Here is a 16892-nt window from a genome sequence, read left to right as displayed (position 1 = left end):
ACGGTTGCACATTCTTGCAGCTTACAGCTTACAACTCGTAGCTGTTTTTCTAGCCTTCCACGGGCGGAATATGCCCGAACATCTCCTGCACAAACTTCACCCGCTCTTCCGGGGTTTCCGTCACGCCGGCGGCCTTCAGTTCTTCCAGTCGTGCCTCCACCGCATGGGTGCGCAGGGTCAGGCCGCAGTCGTTGGCGATCTGGATATTGAGCCCCGGCCGCGCATTCAGCTCAAGGATCAGCGGGCCTTTTTCCTGGTCGAGCACCATGTCCACGCCGATATACCCCAGCCCGCACAGCTCGTAACAGCCGGCCGCGAGCTTCATGAACCCGTCCCAGTTGGGCAGTTGCACGCCATCCACCGCGTTGGTGGTGTCGGGGTGCTTGGTGATGATGTTGTTCAGCCAGGTACCGCGCAGGGTCAGGCCGGTGGCGAGGTCGACGCCCACCCCTATCGCGCCCTGGTGCAGGTTGGCCTTGCCACCGGACTGGCGGGTCGGCAAGCGCAGCATCGCCATCACCGGGTAACCCATCAGCACGATGATGCGAATATCCGGCACGCCTTCGTAGCTGATGCTCTTGAAGATCTGGTCGGGCACCACGCGGTATTCGATCAACGCGCGGTCGCGGTGGCCACCCAGGGAATACAGGCCAGTGAGGATGCTGGAAATCTGATGTTCGATCTCTTCATGGCTGATGATCTTGCCCGACACCGTGCGGTAGCGCCCCTCAAAACGGTCCGCCACTACCAGGATGCCGTCGCCGCCGGCGCCCTGGGCCGGTTTGATCACGAAATCGCTGCGCCCGCCAATGATCTCGTCGAGCTTGTCGATTTCCTTCTCGGTGGAGATCACCCCGTACATTTGCGGCACATGGATGCCGGCGGCGATGGCCCGTTCCTTGGTGATGATCTTGTCATCCACGATGGGGTACAGGCTGCGCTTGTTGTACTTGAGCACGTAGTCGGCATTGCGCCGGTTGATGCCCATGATCCCCCGCGCTTCCAGGGCTTTCCAGGTCTTCCAGAAGCCGAACATTACGAGTCAGCCTTGAGGAAGGCCTTGAACCGCACCAGTTCGGTCAGGCGGTAGCCGCGATAGCGACCCATCGCCAGCATGAAGCCCACCAGGATCAGCAGGATCGCCGGGAAGGTGAATACAAAGTAGATCAGCTCCGGCACGCTCATGATGATGTGCGCCAGGGAAGCGGCGAACAGCGTACCAATCGCCACCTTCATGGCATGGCCACCGCCGCGCTCTTCCCAGGTGATCGACAGGCGTTCGATGGTCATGGTCAAAATCACCATCGGGAACAGCGCCACCGACAGCCCGCGCTCCAGCCCCAGCTTGTGGCTGAACAGGCTGATGGCCGCGATCAGCACCACGACGAAGGTCAGCACCACCGACAACCTCGGCAGCATCTGCAACTTCAAGTGTTCCAGGTACGACCTGAGGGACAGGCCCAGCGCCGTGATAATCGTAAACAGCACGATCCCGAAGCCCAGCTGCGTCTCGCGAAATGCCAGGGCAATCAGCACCGGGGTAAACGTGCCCAGGGTCTGCAGGCCGATCAGGTTGCGCAGGATCAGGATCACCAGCACGCCAATCGGGATCATCACCATGATCATGAAGGTCTGCTGGGTTTGCAGCGGCAGGCCGTACAGCGAGTACTCGAGGAAGTTGGCGTCGGTGTTCTCGTCGGTCAGCTTGGCCAGGCGAATCGCGTTCATTTCGCTGTTGTTCAGGCTGAAGGTGACCATGGCTTTCTTGCCGCCATCGACGGTGATCAGGTTTTCATCGCCGGTCCACCACAGCAGGCGGTCGGTGGGCAGGCCTTGCTCGCCGGTTTCCGGGTTGAAGTACAGCCAGTCGTTGCCATTGAAGCTACGCAGCCACAGTTCCGGGGTTTGCGGCTGGTCGGCCACCAGGCGGATGGTGTGGACCTTTTCCACCGGCACATGGGCGATGGACAGCAGCAACTCGACGATCTTGGCCTTGTGCGGCGTGGATGGATCGCCCGCCAGCAACAGCTTCACATTGTCGTCGTTGAGGTTGTTGGTGCGCTTGATGGCTTCGGTGATAAAGGTCTCGACGTCGGCCGAATGCTGGCGGATCGGCGCCAGCAGGGCTTCGGCGGCAATTTTTTCCGGGCCTTCCACGGCGATACTGTCGCGGAACGTCGGGCCCTTGATCTTGGTTTTTTCGCCGCTGTAGCGCTTGGTCAGCACCAGGCGGTAATACAGGGTCTGGTTGCCTTTGGCGCGGCGTGCCGACCAGGTGACCTTGCGGTTGCCGTCGATGCGGTTGACGCTCACCCCGTAGTTATTCGAGATAAAGCTCTCATTAAGGCTGACGAAGTCGCGGCTCAACGGCGGCACGAACATCTGGATCTTCACCGGGTCTTTCGGGTTGGCGACGAACTCGACCTTGGCGTCGATGTTCCACAAGTCGTCGGTGGCGTCCTCGGTGACGGGAATGCCCAGCACGAAAATCTGGTAGGCGGTGACCGAAATACCCAACACCACCAGGATGGCGATCAGGATTCTCAGGTGCAGGGTTAGAGAGCGCATTCGGTTTACTCGGCGGTATGAGCGTCGGCGGCGCAGGCAGGTTTGCCTGCTGCGTATTTAAGACTGGGGTCGACCAGCGCATCAAAGCGTTTGAGCGCTTCGGAGCCGATCAGCAGCGGGTATTGGAAAGCGCTGCGGTCAGTCAAGTTCACTTCGATGCTGCGTAAAGCGGTGCCCATGCAGATGTCCAGGGCAATCACTGGGCGGGCGGTGTAGTTCTTGTCCTCATCGGGGTCGTAGTCACCGGCGCGTCGCTTGATCTTGCTGACGCGGGCCAGGGGGCGTTCGATGGGGTGGGAATGGGCGGTGTCGATGGCCAGGTAGAAGCGCACCCAGGATTCGCCGTTGCGCTTGAAGCGCTTGATGTCGCGGGCGCTGAGGGAGGCGGTCTTGGCGCCGGTGTCGAGCTTGGCGGCCACCTCCAGGTCGATGCCGGCCAATTGGGCGTATTCGTTGAGGCCATACACGGTCTTCTCGGCGGCAGCGCCAAGGCTCGGTATGGACAATAGGCAAAACAATAGGGGGAAGGGCTTGAGTCTCATAGATCCTGAGGCGGTGCAGTGCGATGTTCAATTCAAGGCGACTGGCATTGCTGCGCAAACTCCCTTCGTGCGCCGTTTCATCAAGCGATGTCAGGCAAATGCGGGCGGCATTCTAACATGATGCTTTTTCGGCGCCAGCGCTGGCAGCCGGCCATGCCCCGGTGGAGCGCAGTAGGGGTTATTAGACGATTGTCGACAATGTTGATTTATTCTTTGACTATTAAGGCCTGATTGGCTAGTTTTTGCGACATTGCTTTTAAAGGTGTCGACAATATGCTCGATCAAGCGGAAGCCCCGGTGGCACCGTCAGACGAATCCCAGACCATGTCGGAAAACGTCTTCCGGCGTATCCAGGCCGCCATCGTCAAGGGCGAGATTGCCCCCGGCAGCAAGATCTCCGAGCCGGAACTGGCCCGCACCTACGGCATCAGCCGTGGCCCGCTGCGCGAGGCGATCCACCGCCTGGAAGGCCAGCGCCTGCTGGTGCGCGTGCCCCATGTAGGCGCCAGGGTCGTGTCCTTGAGCCACGCCGAGCTGATCGAACTCTATGAAATCCGCGAGTCCCTGGAAGGCATGGCCTGTCGCCTGGCCGCCGAGCGCATGACCGACGTGGAGATCGAAGAGCTGCGTCAGGTGCTGCACACCCACGAGCGCGACGCAGCGTTCCAGGCGGGTGTCGGCTACTACCAGCAGGAAGGCGACTTCGATTTTCATTACCGGATAATTCAAGGTGCGGGCAACCGCACCCTCACCCAAATGCTCTGCGGCGAGCTGTACCAACTGGTGCGCATGTACCGTATCCAGTTCTCCGCCACCCCCAATCGTCCACGCCAGGCCTTTGCCGAGCATCACCGCATTCTTGATGCGATTGCCGATCGCGACGGTGAACTGGCCGAGTTGTTGATGCGCCGGCATATCGGTGCTTCCAAACGCAATATTGCCCGTCATTTCCCAGGCGGCGCCCCTGATAGAGGTGAGTCATGAGTTCGAACAATAAAAGCACACCCGGCCAGCGTTTCCGTGACGCGGTCGCCAGCGAGCACCCCTTGCAGGTGGTGGGTGCAATCAATGCCAACCATGCGCTGTTGGCCAAGCGCGCCGGCTTCAAGGCGATCTACCTGTCGGGTGGCGGCGTAGCGGCGGGTTCTCTCGGCGTGCCGGACCTGGGCATCACCGGCCTGGATGACGTACTCACCGACGTGCGCCGTATCACCGACGTCTGCGACTTGCCGCTGCTGGTAGACGTGGACACCGGTTTCGGCTCCTCGGCGTTCAACGTCGCGCGCACGGTCAAATCAATGATCAAGTTCGGCGCCGCCGCGATTCATATCGAAGACCAGGTCGGCGCCAAGCGCTGCGGCCATCGTCCGAACAAAGAGATCGTGTCCCAGCAGGAAATGGTCGACCGCATCAAGGCCGCCGTGGATGCGCGCACCGATGACAGCTTCGTGATCATGGCGCGTACCGATGCCCTGGCCGTCGAGGGCCTGGAGTCCGCGCTGGAGCGTGCCGCCGCCTGCATCGAAGCCGGCGCTGACATGGTGTTCCCGGAAGCCATCACTGAACTGGAGATGTACAAACTGTTCGCCGCCCGTGTGAAAGCGCCGATCCTGGCCAACATCACCGAGTTCGGCGCAACTCCCCTGTACACCACCGAACAGTTGAAATCTGCCGATGTTTCCATCGTGCTGTACCCGCTCTCGGCCTTCCGAGCCATGAACAAGGCCGCCGAGAATGTCTACACCGCGATCCGTCGCGACGGCACTCAACAGAACGTGATCGACACCATGCAAACCCGCATGGAGCTTTACGACCGCATCGACTACCACACCTTCGAGCAGAAGCTTGACGCGCTGTTCGCCGCGAAAAAGTGACGAACACGCCTCCCTGAATAACGACAAAATTGGAGAAAAACCATGGCTGAAGCAAAAGTACTGAGTGGCGCCGGCCTGCGTGGCCAGGTAGCCGGGCAGACCGCACTGTCCACCGTGGGCCAGGCCGGTGCCGGCTTGACCTACCGTGGCTACGATGTGCGCGAACTGGCCGCCGATGCGCAGTTTGAAGAAGTTGCCTACCTGCTGCTGTACGGCGAACTGCCGACCCAGGCCGAACTGGCCGCCTACAGCGCCAGGCTGAGTAAGCTGCGTGACCTGCCGCAAGCGCTGAAAGAAGTGCTCGAACGCATCCCCGCCGACGCCCACCCGATGGACGTGATGCGCACCGGTTGCTCGTTCCTCGGCAATATCGAGCCGGAAAAAGACTTCAGCGTGCAACGCGATGTGACCGACCGCCTGCTCGCCGCGTTCCCGGCGATCATGTGCTACTGGTACCGCTTCAGCCACGACGGCAAGCGCATCGACTGTGTGACCGACGAGCCGAGCATTGGCGGCCACTTCCTGCACCTGCTGCACGGCAAGAAGCCGAGCGAACTGCATGAAAAAGTCATGAACGTGTCGTTGATCCTTTACGCCGAGCACGAGTTCAACGCCTCGACGTTCACCGCGCGGGTGTGTGCCTCGACATTGTCCGACCTGTATTCCTGCGTCACCGCCGCCATTGGCTCCCTGCGCGGCCCACTGCACGGCGGCGCCAACGAAGCGGCGATGGAAATGATCGAGCGTTTCGGCTCGGCGGAGGAAGCCGTCGAAGGCACCCTCGGCATGCTGGCGCGCAAGGACAAGATCATGGGCTTCGGCCACGCGATCTACAAAGACAACGACCCGCGTAATGAAGTGATCAAGGGCTGGTCGAAAAAACTTGCTGACGAAGTGGGCGACACCCTGCTGTTCCCGGTCTCCGAAGCCATCGACAAGACCATGTGGGAACAGAAAAAACTGTTCCCCAACGCCGACTTCTACCATGCCTCGGCGTACCACTTCATGGGCATCCCGACCAAGCTGTTCACGCCGATCTTCGTCTGCTCGCGGCTTACAGGCTGGGCCGCGCATGTGTTCGAGCAACGCGCCAACAACCGCATCATCCGTCCAAGCGCCGAGTACATCGGCGTCGAACAGCGCAAGTTCGTGCCAATCGAACGTCGCTGAATGGGAATACCGACGATCCCAGGGCTGGAATGAGGTCAACATGTGGGAGGGGGCTTGCCCCCGATAGCGGTGTGTCATTCAACACTCATAGCAACTGATACACCGCCATCGGGAGCAAGTCGAATCGTCGCACCGCCCCTCCCACATTTGCATCGCATTCCAGCCCCGGATCAGCCGGCTCCGTTTGTAATCACCGTGACCGAGTCCTGACGATGAACACTGAATTTCGCAAACCGCTCCCCGGCAGCCGCCTGGATTACTTCGACGCCCGCGCGGCAGTCGATGCAATCAGCCCCGGCGCCTACGCCAGCTTGCCCTACACCTCTCGTGTGCTCGCCGAGAACCTGGTGCGCCGCTGCGACCCGGCCACCCTCAATGCTTCCCTGAGCCAACTGATCGAACGCAAGCGCGACCTCGATTTCCCTTGGTTCCCGGCCCGCGTGGTGTGCCACGACATCCTCGGCCAGACCGCGCTGGTCGACCTCGCCGGCCTGCGTGATGCCATCGCCCTGCAAGGCGGCGACCCGGCCCAGGTCAATCCGGTGGTGCCGACCCAGTTGATCGTCGACCACTCCCTGGCCGTCGAAGCCGGTGGTTTCGATCCGGACGCGTTCGAGAAAAACCGCGCCATTGAAGACCGTCGCAACGAAGACCGCTTCCACTTTATCGAGTGGACCAAAAAGGCCTTCAAGAACGTCGACGTGATCCCGCCGGGCAACGGCATCATGCACCAGATCAACCTGGAGAAAATGTCCCCGGTGATCCAGGTGCGTGACGGCGTGGCCTTCCCGGATACCTGCGTCGGCACCGACAGTCACACCCCCCACGTGGATGCCCTGGGCGTGATCGCCATTGGCGTCGGTGGCCTGGAAGCCGAGAGCGTCATGCTTGGCCGCGCCTCGTGGATGCGCCTGCCGGAAAGCGTTGGTGTCGAATTGACCGGCAAGCTGCTGCCGGGCATCACTGCCACCGACATGGTGCTGGCCCTGACCGAGTTCCTGCGTCAACAGAAAGTGGTCGGCGCCTGGCTGGAGTTCTTCGGTGAGGGCGCCTCCAAACTGACCCTCGGCGACCGCGCGACCATCTCCAACATGGCCCCGGAATACGGTGCCACGGCGGCAATGTTTTATATCGACCAGCAGACCATCGCCTACCTGAAACTCACCGGCCGCGAAGACGAACAAGTCACCCTGGTCGAGCAATACGCCCGTCAGACCGGCCTGTGGGCAGATGACCTTAAAGGCGCGCGATACGAGCGTGGCCTCACCTTCGACCTGTCCAGCGTCGTGCGCAACATGGCTGGCCCGAGCAACCCGCACGCCCGCGTCGCCACCCGCGACCTGGCTGCCAAGGGCATCTCCGGGCAGTGGGATGACGTGCCGGGGCAAATGCCCGACGGCGCAGTGATCATCGCCGCCATCACCAGCTGCACCAACACCAGTAACCCGCGCAACGTGATCGCCGCCGGGTTGCTGGCGCGTAATGCCAACAAGCTTGGGTTGACGCGCAAGCCGTGGGTCAAGTCGTCCCTGGCTCCGGGTTCGAAAACCGTGGCCATGTACCTGGAAGAAGCCGGCCTGGGCCATGAGCTGGAAAAGCTCGGCTTTGGTGTGGTGGCATTTGCCTGCACCACCTGCAACGGTATGTCCGGCGCGCTCGACCCGGTGATCCAGCAAGAGATCATCGACCGCGACCTGTACGCCACCGCCGTGCTCTCGGGTAACCGTAACTTCGACGGGCGTATTCACCCTTACGCCAAGCAGGCGTTCCTGGCTTCGCCGCCGCTGGTGGTGGCCTATGCGATTGCCGGCACCATCCGCTTCGACATCGAGAAGGACGTGCTCGGCCTCGACGCCGACGGCAAGGAAATCCGCCTGCAGGACATCTGGCCGAGCGACGAAGAAATCGACGCGGTGGTCAAGGCCTCGGTCAAGCCGGAGCAGTTCCGCGCGGTGTATATCCCGATGTTCGCGATCCACGAAGACACCGGCCCGAAAGTCGCGCCGCTGTACGACTGGCGCCCGCAGAGCACCTATATCCGCCGCCCCCCATACTGGGAAGGCGCGCTGGCCGGTGCGCGGCCGCTCAAGGGCATGCGCCCGCTGGCGGTGCTGCCGGACAACATCACCACCGATCACCTGTCGCCGTCCAACGCGATCATGCTCGACAGCGCCGCCGGCGAATACCTGGCGAAAATGGGCCTGCCGGAAGTCGACTTCAACTCCTACGCCACTCACCGTGGCGACCACCTGACCGCGCAGCGCGCGACGTTCGCCAACCCGAAACTGTTCAACGAAATGGTGCGGGAGAACGGCAAGGTCAAGCAGGGCTCCCTGGCGCGGATCGAACCGGAAGGCAAGGTCACGCGGATGTGGGAAGCCATCGAAACCTACATGGAGCGCAAGCAGCCGCTGATCATCATTGCCGGCGCCGACTACGGCCAGGGCTCGTCCCGCGACTGGGCCGCCAAGGGCGTGCGCCTGGCGGGTGTGGAAGCGATTGCCGCCGAAGGTTTCGAGCGCATCCACCGCACCAACCTGGTAGGCATGGGCGTGTTGCCCCTGGAGTTCCTGCCGGGCACTGACCGTCACACCTTGCAGATTGATGGCAGCGAAACCTACGACGTGATCGGCCAACGCACCCCGCGTGCGCAGTTGACGCTGGTGATCAATCGCAAGGATGGCGAACGTGTCGAGGTGCCGGTGACGTGCCGCCTGGACACCGCCGAAGAAGTGTCGATCTACGAGGCGGGCGGCGTGTTGCAACGTTTTGCCCAGGATTTCCTGGAATCGGCGACCACCGCCTGAAGAGGATGACCATGGCACACGCAGCGCAAATCAAGATCCCCGCCACCTATATGCGTGGCGGTACGAGCAAGGGCGTATTTTTCAACCTCAAGGACCTGCCCGAGTCGGCGCAGGTGCCGGGAGCGGCGCGGGATGCCTTGCTACTACGGGTGATCGGCAGCCCCGATCCCTACGACAAGCAAATCGACGGCATGGGCGGTGCTACATCGAGCACCAGCAAAACCGTGATCCTCGCCAAAAGCACCCGCGCCGATCACGACGTGGACTATCTGTTTGGCCAGGTCTCCATCGACAAACCCTTTGTCGACTGGAGTGGCAACTGCGGCAACCTGTCGGCGGCGGTGGGCTCGTTCGCCATCAGCGCGGGGTTGGTCGATCCGGCCCGCGTGCCCCGCAACGGCGTGGCGGTGGTGCGGGTCTGGCAGGCGAATATCGGCAAGACCATCATCGCCCACGTGCCGATCACCGACGGCGCGGTGCAGGAAACCGGCGACTTCGAGCTGGACGGCGTGACCTTCCCGGCTGCTGAAGTGCAGCTGGAGTTCATGGACCCGGCAGCGGAAGAAGAGGGCGGCGGCGGCTCGATGTTCCCCACCGGCAACCTGGTCGACGACCTTGAAGTGCCGGGTGTCGGCACCTTCAAGGCGACGCTGATCAACGCCGGTATCCCGACGATTTTCATCAATGCCGAAGACCTCGGTTACACCGGCACCGAGCTGCAAGGCGCGATCAACAGCGACCCCAAGGCCCTGGCGATGTTCGAGACCGTACGGGCCTATGGCGCGTTGCGCATGGGGCTGATCAAGCACCTCGACGAAGCGGCCCAGCGCCAGCACACGCCGAAGGTTGCGTTTGTGGCCAAGCCTGTGGATTACGTGGCGTCGAGTGGCAAAGCGATCAAGGCCGGCGATGTGGATTTGCTGGTGCGCGCCCTGTCCATGGGCAAGCTGCATCACGCGATGATGGGCACGGCGGCGGTGGCGATCGGCACGGCGGCGGCGATTTCCGGCACCTTGGTCAACCTCGCCGCGGGCGGCATTGAGCGTAATGCCGTGCGCTTCGGGCATCCCTCCGGCACGTTGCGCGTGGGGGCTGAGGCCACCCAGGTGAACGGTGAATGGGTGGTGAAGAAAGCCATCATGAGCCGCAGTGCAAGGGTGTTAATGGAAGGTTTCGTCCGCGTCCCCGGCGACTCTTTCTAAAGTCCAACACCAGTCCCCTGTGGGAGGGGGCTTGTCCCCGATAGCGGTGTGTCAGTCGACACATTCATCACTGATCCACCGCCATCGGGGCATAGGTATCTACACATCTTGAGCCGAGCCCCCTGCGTAGATACCGTCTTATCCAGCACCGCGTAAAACCCCGTAGCAGCTGCCGAGTCCCGGCGAGGCTGCGTCGGCCGCGACTCGAGCTTGAGTCGGTAGCGCGCCTGACGCAGCCTCGCTTGCGCTCGGCAGCTGCTACGGGGGGAGGCCTTGATGGGGTTGGCATTCGTAGCAGCTGCCGAGCCCCGGCGAGGCTGCGTCGGCCGCGACTCGAGCTTGAGTCGGTAGCGCGCCTGACGCAGCCTCGCTTGCGCTCGGCAGCTGCTACGGGGGGAGGCCTTGATGTGGATTGGCATTCGCAGCTGTCGAGCCTTGGCGAGGCTGCGTCGGCGGTGTGTCAGACGCGCCGCAAACGCAGCCTCGCCAAGGCTCGACAGCTGCGCGTTATCCTACTGAAGTTGTGTAGATACTTATGGCCATCGGGGGCAAGCCCCCTCCCACAGTCATAAACAGGCATTCAGACCTGCGAAACGATCAACCCTGACCCTGAGGATGCAACAAACCTAACTCACTTTGGAGATCTGCCATGAGCACCAACGTCGACCAGAACAACCGCCCCGACTACGACCAGGTCCTGCAGGACATTGCCGACTATGTCCTCAGTTACCGAATCGACTCCCGGGACGCCCTCGACACCGCCCGTAACTGCCTGATGGACACCCTCGGTTGCGGCCTGCTGGCCCTGCGTTTTCCCGAGTGCACCAAGCACCTGGGGCCGATTGTCGAGGGCACGGTGGTGCCGTTTGGCGCGCGGGTGCCGGGGACATCGTTGCGCCTGGACCCGGTCAAGGCGGCCTGGGACATCGGCTGCATCGTGCGCTGGCTCGACTACAACGACACATGGCTCGCTGCCGAATGGGGTCATCCTTCGGATAACCTCGGTGGCATCCTTGCCGTGGCTGATCACATGTCGCAAAAACGCGTGGCCAATGGCGATGCGCCGCTGACCGTGCGCGCGGTGCTGGAAGCGATGATCATGGCCCACGAAATCCAGGGTGTGATTGCCCTGGAAAACTCGTTCAACCGCGTCGGCCTCGACCATGTGCTGTTGGTGAAAGTCGCCTCCACGGCGGTCACCGCCAAGCTGATGGGCGCCAATCGCGAACAGCTGCTGTCGGCGCTGTCTCACGCCTTCGTCGATGGCCAGGCCTTGCGCACTTACCGGCATGCGCCGAATGCCGGCTCGCGCAAATCCTGGGCGGCGGGGGATGCGTCGAGTCGCGGCGTACGCCTGGCGGACATCGCCCTGCGCGGCGAAATGGGCATCCCCGGTGTGCTGAGCGCGCCGCAATGGGGCTTCTACGATGTGCTGTTCAGCCACACCAACAACGACCTGGCGCTTAAGCCCGAGGACAAGCGTGCGTTCAGCCTGTCCCAGCCTTATGGCACCTACGTGATGGAAAACGTGCTGTTCAAGATCAGCTTCCCCGCCGAGTTCCACGCGCAAACCGCCTGTGAAGCCGCGGTGACCTTGCATCCGTTGGTCAAGGATCGCCTGCACGACATCGAGCGCATCGTGATCACCACCCATGAGTCGGCGATTCGCATCATCTCCAAGGTCGGCCCCCTGGCCAACGCCGCCGACCGCGACCATTGCCTGCAATACATGACCGCCGTGCCCCTGGCATTCGGCAACCTGGTGGCCGAGCAGTACGAGGATGAGTTTCACGCGACGCATCCGATCATCGATGAACTGCGTAACAAGATGGTCATCGTCGAAGACCCGCGCTACAGCCGTGAATACCTGGAAGCCGACAAGCGTTCCATCGCCAATGCGGTGCAGGTGTTCTTCAAGGATGGCTCCAGCACCGAGCAGGTGGCGGTGGAATACCCGATCGGTCATCGCCGTCGTCGAGTGGATGGCATTGCGTTGCTGGAAGACAAGTTCAAGGCCAACCTGGCCACGCGGTTTACCGCGCAGCGCAGTGCCGAGATCTTTGCGTTGTGCAAGGACCAGGCGAAGCTGGAGGCGACGCCGGTCAACCGTTTCATGGACCTGTTCGTGATCTAGCAGGGAGGCCGCCCCTCCCACATCTGAATTACGTTCACTCAAACCGCAGGATCACCCGGCGGTTGTGCTTGCTCTTCTTCTCGATCTTCTCGCAGAACACCCGGCCGATTTCCTCGGTGTTGATCACATGGGTACCGCCGCACGGCTGGATATCGATCCCGCCGATTTCAATCACCCGTACCGAGCCCTGGATCGCTGGCGGCGCAACCGCCTGGGTGCGGGTGATCTGCAGCAGGGTGGCGTACTCCGAAGCAGGCATCGACAGGGTTTTGACCTCGTGGGCCTGTTCGATCAGCGCGTTGAGGTCACGGGTGATGCTGTCCTTGTCGAGGGTCATTTCCGGCAGGTCGAAATCCAGGCGACCTTTGTCGGCACTGATGCTGCAACCGGTCACCGGTGCGTCGATGATCGAGCACAGCAGGTGCAGGCAGGTGTGCATTTTCATGTGCTGGTAGCGCCGTTCCCAATCCAGGCCGGCGTCCACCAACACTCCGGCGATCAACTGCTCGGGGCAGTGTTCCACCTGGTGCCAGATGATCGAACGCAGCACCGGGTCGCGCACCGTGCCGGTCACTTCGACCCGCGTACCGTCCGCCAGGGTCAAGTGGCCGGTATCGCCTGGTTGGCCGCCACCCGTGGGGTAGAACAGGGTGTGCTCCAGGGCGATACCGTGTTCGCTGACGGCAATCACCCGGGCGCTGAATGCGTTCTGGTAGGGCGCGCTGTCAAACAGCGCCAGGGTTTCCATGGTGTGCACGGACATGTTCAACCTCCGACGATCAGTGGGCTGGCTTGCAGCAGGTGGCGCACCATCGCGCTCAAGCCAGGGGGGGAGAGCAGGGTGATTTCGAATTCCGGCCCGCAGACTTTCAAGTTCAGCGGCAGGCGCGGCAGATGGTTGCCGGACTCGAGGCGATGCAGCCTGAATTGCAGGTGGTGACGCTCCTTCACCGTCGGCTCCAGCATCAAGCCTTGCAACGGGTGAAAGTCGGCGTCCAGCACCGTGACCTTGTGGCTGGCATTAACCTCGCCGACCACGTGCAGGCGCTCATCCAGGGCGAAGGCACCGAGGTAGTTACTGTGGTCCGATTCATCGTTTTTTTGCAGTTGGATCTGGTTCACCACCTTCACCTTGGTGCCGGCGGGTACGTCCTGGGTGATCACACAGGAGGGGCTGATAAACACGTTGTCGCCGATCAGCACATAGCCCAGCACACGGGCGCCGGAGCCGACCTCGACGTTGTTGCCCAGGCGCGGATGGCGCTTGCCGTCGGGGTTGTTGGCGATGCCACGGGCACCCAGGGTCACGCCGCAGAGGATGTAGCAATCGTTGCCGATCTCGCAGGTTTCGCCGATCACCGTGCCGTAGCCGTGGTCGAGCACAAAGCGCCGGCCGATACGCGCCGCCGGGTGGATTTCGGCCCCGGACAAGACCTTGCCCTGGTTGCCGAGCTTGAGGGCGATGCGTGAAAACACGCCGTTGGTCTGGTCGGGGAAATTCCACACCAGGTGCGCAAGCCGGTAATAGAGCACCGCCTTGAACGAGGCGTAGGACTCCAGGATCAGTTCGCCACGCCCACGCGACGCCGGGTCGCGATAGGCATACGCGATCAGGTCTTCGGCCACCGCCTGGGCGGCATTCTGGATCAGCGGCGCGAGGTGCGGCTCCAGCTGCTTCATCTGCATGGGTGTGAGGGTCTTGATGAGCTGGGTGAGCAACTCATCGTGCAACTGTTGCATGTCGATAAAGCCGCCCATGGAGGCACCCCCGCATTCTGGATGGTTGGAAAACCCGTTATTCGAAACTGGGCAGGTAGCTGTCGGCATTGTCGTAGACCATGGTCAACACCACCGTTTCGGGCGGCAATTCGGGGGCGAGCCTGGCGATGGCCACCATGTTGGCGGCGGAGGACAGGCCCAGGCTGATGGCGTCGGTGCGCATGATGCGTTTCATCATGTCGATGCAGTCCTGGCGCGAGACCTTGAGCATGCCGTCGATCACGTCCAGGTTGAGGATGCTCGGGATCAGGCCGATCGACAGGCCCTGGATATGGTGCGGCGCATGCTGGTTTTTCAGCAGGTCGCATTCTTCCGGCTCCACGCCCATCACGCGCAGGGCGGGCCAGGCGACTTTAAGGGTTTCGCCGATACCGGTGATATGGCCACCGGTGCCGATGCCGCTGACGAAATAGTCAACACGGCGATCACCAAAGGCGCGGAGGATTTCCGGCGCGGTGGTGTCACGGTGGGTCTGCGGGTTAGCGCCGTTGCGTTGCTGGTTGAGCATCACGTAGCTGGGGTTTTCCAGCTGCAGCTCCATGCATTTTTCGCCGTGGGAGTTGTTGCCGAGGCGGCTGTCGGAGAGCACCACCTTGGCGCCGTACAGGCGCAGCAGCTTCTGTTTTTCGGGGCTGTAGTTGTCCGGGATCACCAGCACCACCTTGTAGCCCAGCACGTTGCCGGCCATCACCAGGCCGATGCCGGTATTGCCGCCGCTGGGTTCAATGATGGTTTGCCCGGAATCACGGATCAGCACGCCGCGCCGTTCGGCATCGAGGATCATGCCCAGGGCGATGCGCGCCTTGTGGCTGCCGCCAGGGTTGAGGGATTCGAGCTTGGCGTAGACCTCGATGCCGAGGTCTTCGGAAAACTGCGCCAGGCGGACGATCGGTGTGTGGCCGATGACGTCGAGGATCGAGTTATGCAACATCGGTCAGCCCCCGGATCAGTACAACGGCATGTCGGGTTCGACGTCGCGAACCCAGTGTTTCATGCCACCTTGCAGGACTTTGGTGTTGGCGAAGCCCGCCGCCAGCAGGGTGCTGGCCGCTTGCTCGGCGCGGGTGCCGGCGTAGCAGATCAGGTAATGGGTGTTGTCGCGGCTGAGGCGACCGAGTTGGCCATCCAGCTCGGCCAGGGGGATATGCACCACCCCCGGTAATTTGCACACCTCGAGTTCACTGGCGTCGCGCACATCCAGCAGCACGTCGGCACTGCTGTGGTGTTCGAGTACCTGCTTGAGTACGCGTGGCTTGATGTAGCGCTCTTCGGCCAGGGACGGTTGGCTGGGCATGGCATCTGCGCATACGGTCGGCGCCTGGATTTCACTGTGGCGCAGGTCGGAGCAGCACGGGCAGTCGGCGCGGCGCTTGAAGCGGATTTCGCTGAACTTCATGGCCAGCGCATCGAAACGCATCAACCGGCCGGAAAGGGGCTCGCCAATACCGATCAACAGTTTGATGGCCTCGGTGGCCTGGATCATCCCGACCACCCCAGGAAGCACGCCGATCACCCCTCCGGCGCTGCAATTGGGCGCCAGCTCTGCGGGCGGTGCGCTGGGGAACAGGCAGCGGTAGCACGGCCCGCCTTTGTAATTGAGCACGCTGATCTGCCCGTCGAAGCGGTAGATGGCGCCGTACACCAAAGGTTTGCCCAATTGCACGCAAGCGTCGTTGACCAGGTAGCGGGTGTCGAAATTATCGGTGCCGTCGATCACCAGGTCGTAGGCGCCCACCAGTTCCAGGGCGTTATCGGCGTTCAGGGCGGTGTTGTGGGCGTTGATCTGGATATGGCGGTTGAGGTCCTGCAAGCGCTGTTTGGCGGACTCGACCTTGGGCATGCCCAGGGTGCTGTTGCCGTGGACGACCTGGCGTTGCAGGTTGCTGCTTTCCACCACATCGAAATCCACCAGCCCCAGGGTGCCGACACCGGCCGCCGCCAGGTACAGGCTGATGGGTGAGCCCAGGCCGCCGGTACCGATGATCAATACCTTGGCCTTCTTGAGGTTCAACTGGCCTTCGCGACCGACGCCGGGCAGGGTGATATGGCGCACATAACGTTGCACTTCCTCGTTGCTGAGGCCATCGACGTCCATCCCTCCGGACGTGGCAAGCAATACTTCGATCCTGGCTTTTTCCGGCAGCCGGTCATCGGCATCGATCAGCTCTTCCTCGGCGGTGAACAGGAAGTGTTCCTTGAGCTGGTTGTTCTTTTCGTGAAACAGGTGGGGGCGCAACTGCGGGTGGCTGCTGCAGAGGTTTTCAATGACTTCGCGCAATGTCGATCCGGCGCCCACGAGGGTCGATTCCGGCAGCTTGGCCACGCGAACCAGAATGTCGGGGAAAGAGACAGCGTTCATGGACAACTCCGTGTGCAGGTCGTTGAAGGGGTTAAGGGCGAAATGCTTGCCATCCCAGGCAAACAGCTTGGAGCCCAGGGCCTGGCCCTGGCGAACGTCGACCACCAAGTAGCTGACGGGGTAGATCGGCTCGCCCATGAACAGGGCCTTGTCCTGGTCTTCATCGCTGAAATAGGCGCCGACATCCGGGTGGGAGTGGTAGATCACCACCACCGGGTTGTCGCTGCGAAACGCCTTGTTCATCAGCAGGGTGTCGGCCACCGAGAAGGTGTAGCCATTGGCCGCGCTGCGCGGGTACATCTCGGGGTTCTTGCGGTGCAGTTCGTTCTGGATGTTGCTGCCCAGGTACACGCTGCCGTCAGCGAAGACAAAGCCGCAGCATTCCTCTGGGTAGCTGCGGCTGGCGTGGGCGTAGATCTGTTCCAGGGCTTTTGGGCGGAGGACGTCCATGTTTCTC

13 protein-coding genes are annotated in these 16892 nt (G+C 62.1%); 6 read left to right on the top strand and 7 right to left on the bottom strand.

The genetic code is table 11. From position 1 onward, the window contains the following. Window positions 1-49: 49 nt before the first annotated feature. The 3 genes from FIV39_RS18010 to rloA are packed head-to-tail and all read right to left on the bottom strand — an operon-like array spanning window position 50 to window position 3110. Window positions 50-1036 (bottom strand): alpha-L-glutamate ligase-like protein, encoded by a 987-nt coding sequence (locus FIV39_RS18010; protein ID WP_090400363.1) that lies wholly within the window; start codon window positions 1034-1036, stop codon window positions 50-52. Beyond that, entirely contained in the window at window positions 1036-2568 is a 1533-nt protein-coding gene (rloB, locus tag FIV39_RS18005) for an osmotic stress tolerance membrane protein RloB (protein ID WP_090400362.1), read from the bottom strand. Before rloB ends, FIV39_RS18010 begins: the two co-directional genes overlap by 1 nt. Before the next feature lie 5 nt (window positions 2569-2573). Then, on the bottom strand, window positions 2574-3110 hold the full coding sequence (gene rloA, locus FIV39_RS18000) for a retropepsin-like aspartic peptidase RloA (protein ID WP_027603668.1): 537 nt from the start codon (window positions 3108-3110) through the stop codon (window positions 2574-2576). A gap of 273 nt (window positions 3111-3383) precedes the next feature. On the opposite strand from rloA, the gene FIV39_RS17995 reads away from it, so the two are divergent. From FIV39_RS17995 to prpD, 6 genes are all read left to right on the top strand, one after another. Continuing rightward, window positions 3384-4094: a GntR family transcriptional regulator gene (locus tag FIV39_RS17995; RefSeq protein WP_090400361.1), complete on the top strand. Its 711-nt coding sequence runs from the start codon at window positions 3384-3386 to the stop codon at window positions 4092-4094. Then, window positions 4091-4984, top strand: coding sequence for a methylisocitrate lyase (gene prpB / locus FIV39_RS17990; RefSeq protein ID WP_027603670.1), 894 nt, complete (start codon window positions 4091-4093; stop codon window positions 4982-4984). Before FIV39_RS17995 ends, prpB begins: the two co-directional genes overlap by 4 nt. A 42-nt stretch (window positions 4985-5026) precedes the next feature. Further along, window positions 5027-6154: a bifunctional 2-methylcitrate synthase/citrate synthase gene (gene prpC, locus FIV39_RS17985; RefSeq protein ID WP_090400359.1), complete on the top strand. Its 1128-nt coding sequence runs from the start codon at window positions 5027-5029 to the stop codon at window positions 6152-6154. A gap of 212 nt (window positions 6155-6366) precedes the next feature. Further along, window positions 6367-8961 (top strand): Fe/S-dependent 2-methylisocitrate dehydratase AcnD, encoded by a 2595-nt coding sequence (acnD, locus tag FIV39_RS17980; protein ID WP_090400356.1) that lies wholly within the window; start codon window positions 6367-6369, stop codon window positions 8959-8961. An 11-nt stretch (window positions 8962-8972) separates the two neighbouring features. After that, window positions 8973-10163, top strand: a complete 1191-nt coding sequence (prpF, locus tag FIV39_RS17975; RefSeq protein ID WP_090409770.1) for a 2-methylaconitate cis-trans isomerase PrpF — start codon at window positions 8973-8975, stop codon at window positions 10161-10163. Window positions 10164-10812: 649 nt separating this feature from the next. Beyond that, window positions 10813-12297 (top strand): 2-methylcitrate dehydratase, encoded by a 1485-nt coding sequence (gene prpD / locus FIV39_RS17970; protein WP_090400354.1) that lies wholly within the window; start codon window positions 10813-10815, stop codon window positions 12295-12297. A 34-nt stretch (window positions 12298-12331) separates the two neighbouring features. Here prpD and FIV39_RS17965 read toward each other — a convergent pair whose 3' ends face one another. Genes FIV39_RS17965 through moeB form a run of 4 tightly spaced genes read right to left on the bottom strand, consistent with a single transcriptional unit; the run spans window position 12332 to window position 16885 of the window. Further along, complete coding sequence (locus tag FIV39_RS17965) at window positions 12332-13060, bottom strand: alanyl-tRNA editing protein (RefSeq protein ID WP_090400352.1); 729 nt, start codon at window positions 13058-13060, stop codon at window positions 12332-12334. 2 nt (window positions 13061-13062) lie between these two features. Continuing rightward, on the bottom strand, window positions 13063-14055 hold the full coding sequence (locus tag FIV39_RS17960; protein ID WP_090400351.1) for a serine O-acetyltransferase: 993 nt from the start codon (window positions 14053-14055) through the stop codon (window positions 13063-13065). Window positions 14056-14092: 37 nt separating this feature from the next. Further along, a complete protein-coding gene (locus FIV39_RS17955) occupies window positions 14093-15007 on the bottom strand; it encodes a PLP-dependent cysteine synthase family protein (RefSeq protein ID WP_090400349.1) in 915 nt (304 codons plus the stop codon). Window positions 15008-15022: 15 nt separating this feature from the next. After that, entirely contained in the window at window positions 15023-16885 is a 1863-nt protein-coding gene (gene moeB / locus FIV39_RS17950; protein ID WP_090400348.1) for a molybdopterin-synthase adenylyltransferase MoeB, read from the bottom strand. Window positions 16886-16892: the final 7 nt, after the last annotated feature.

Source organism: Pseudomonas grimontii (assembly GCF_007858185.1).
GTDB lineage: Bacteria > Pseudomonadota > Gammaproteobacteria > Pseudomonadales > Pseudomonadaceae > Aquipseudomonas > Aquipseudomonas grimontii.
This window is presented reverse-complemented; position numbering and strand designations above follow the sequence as displayed.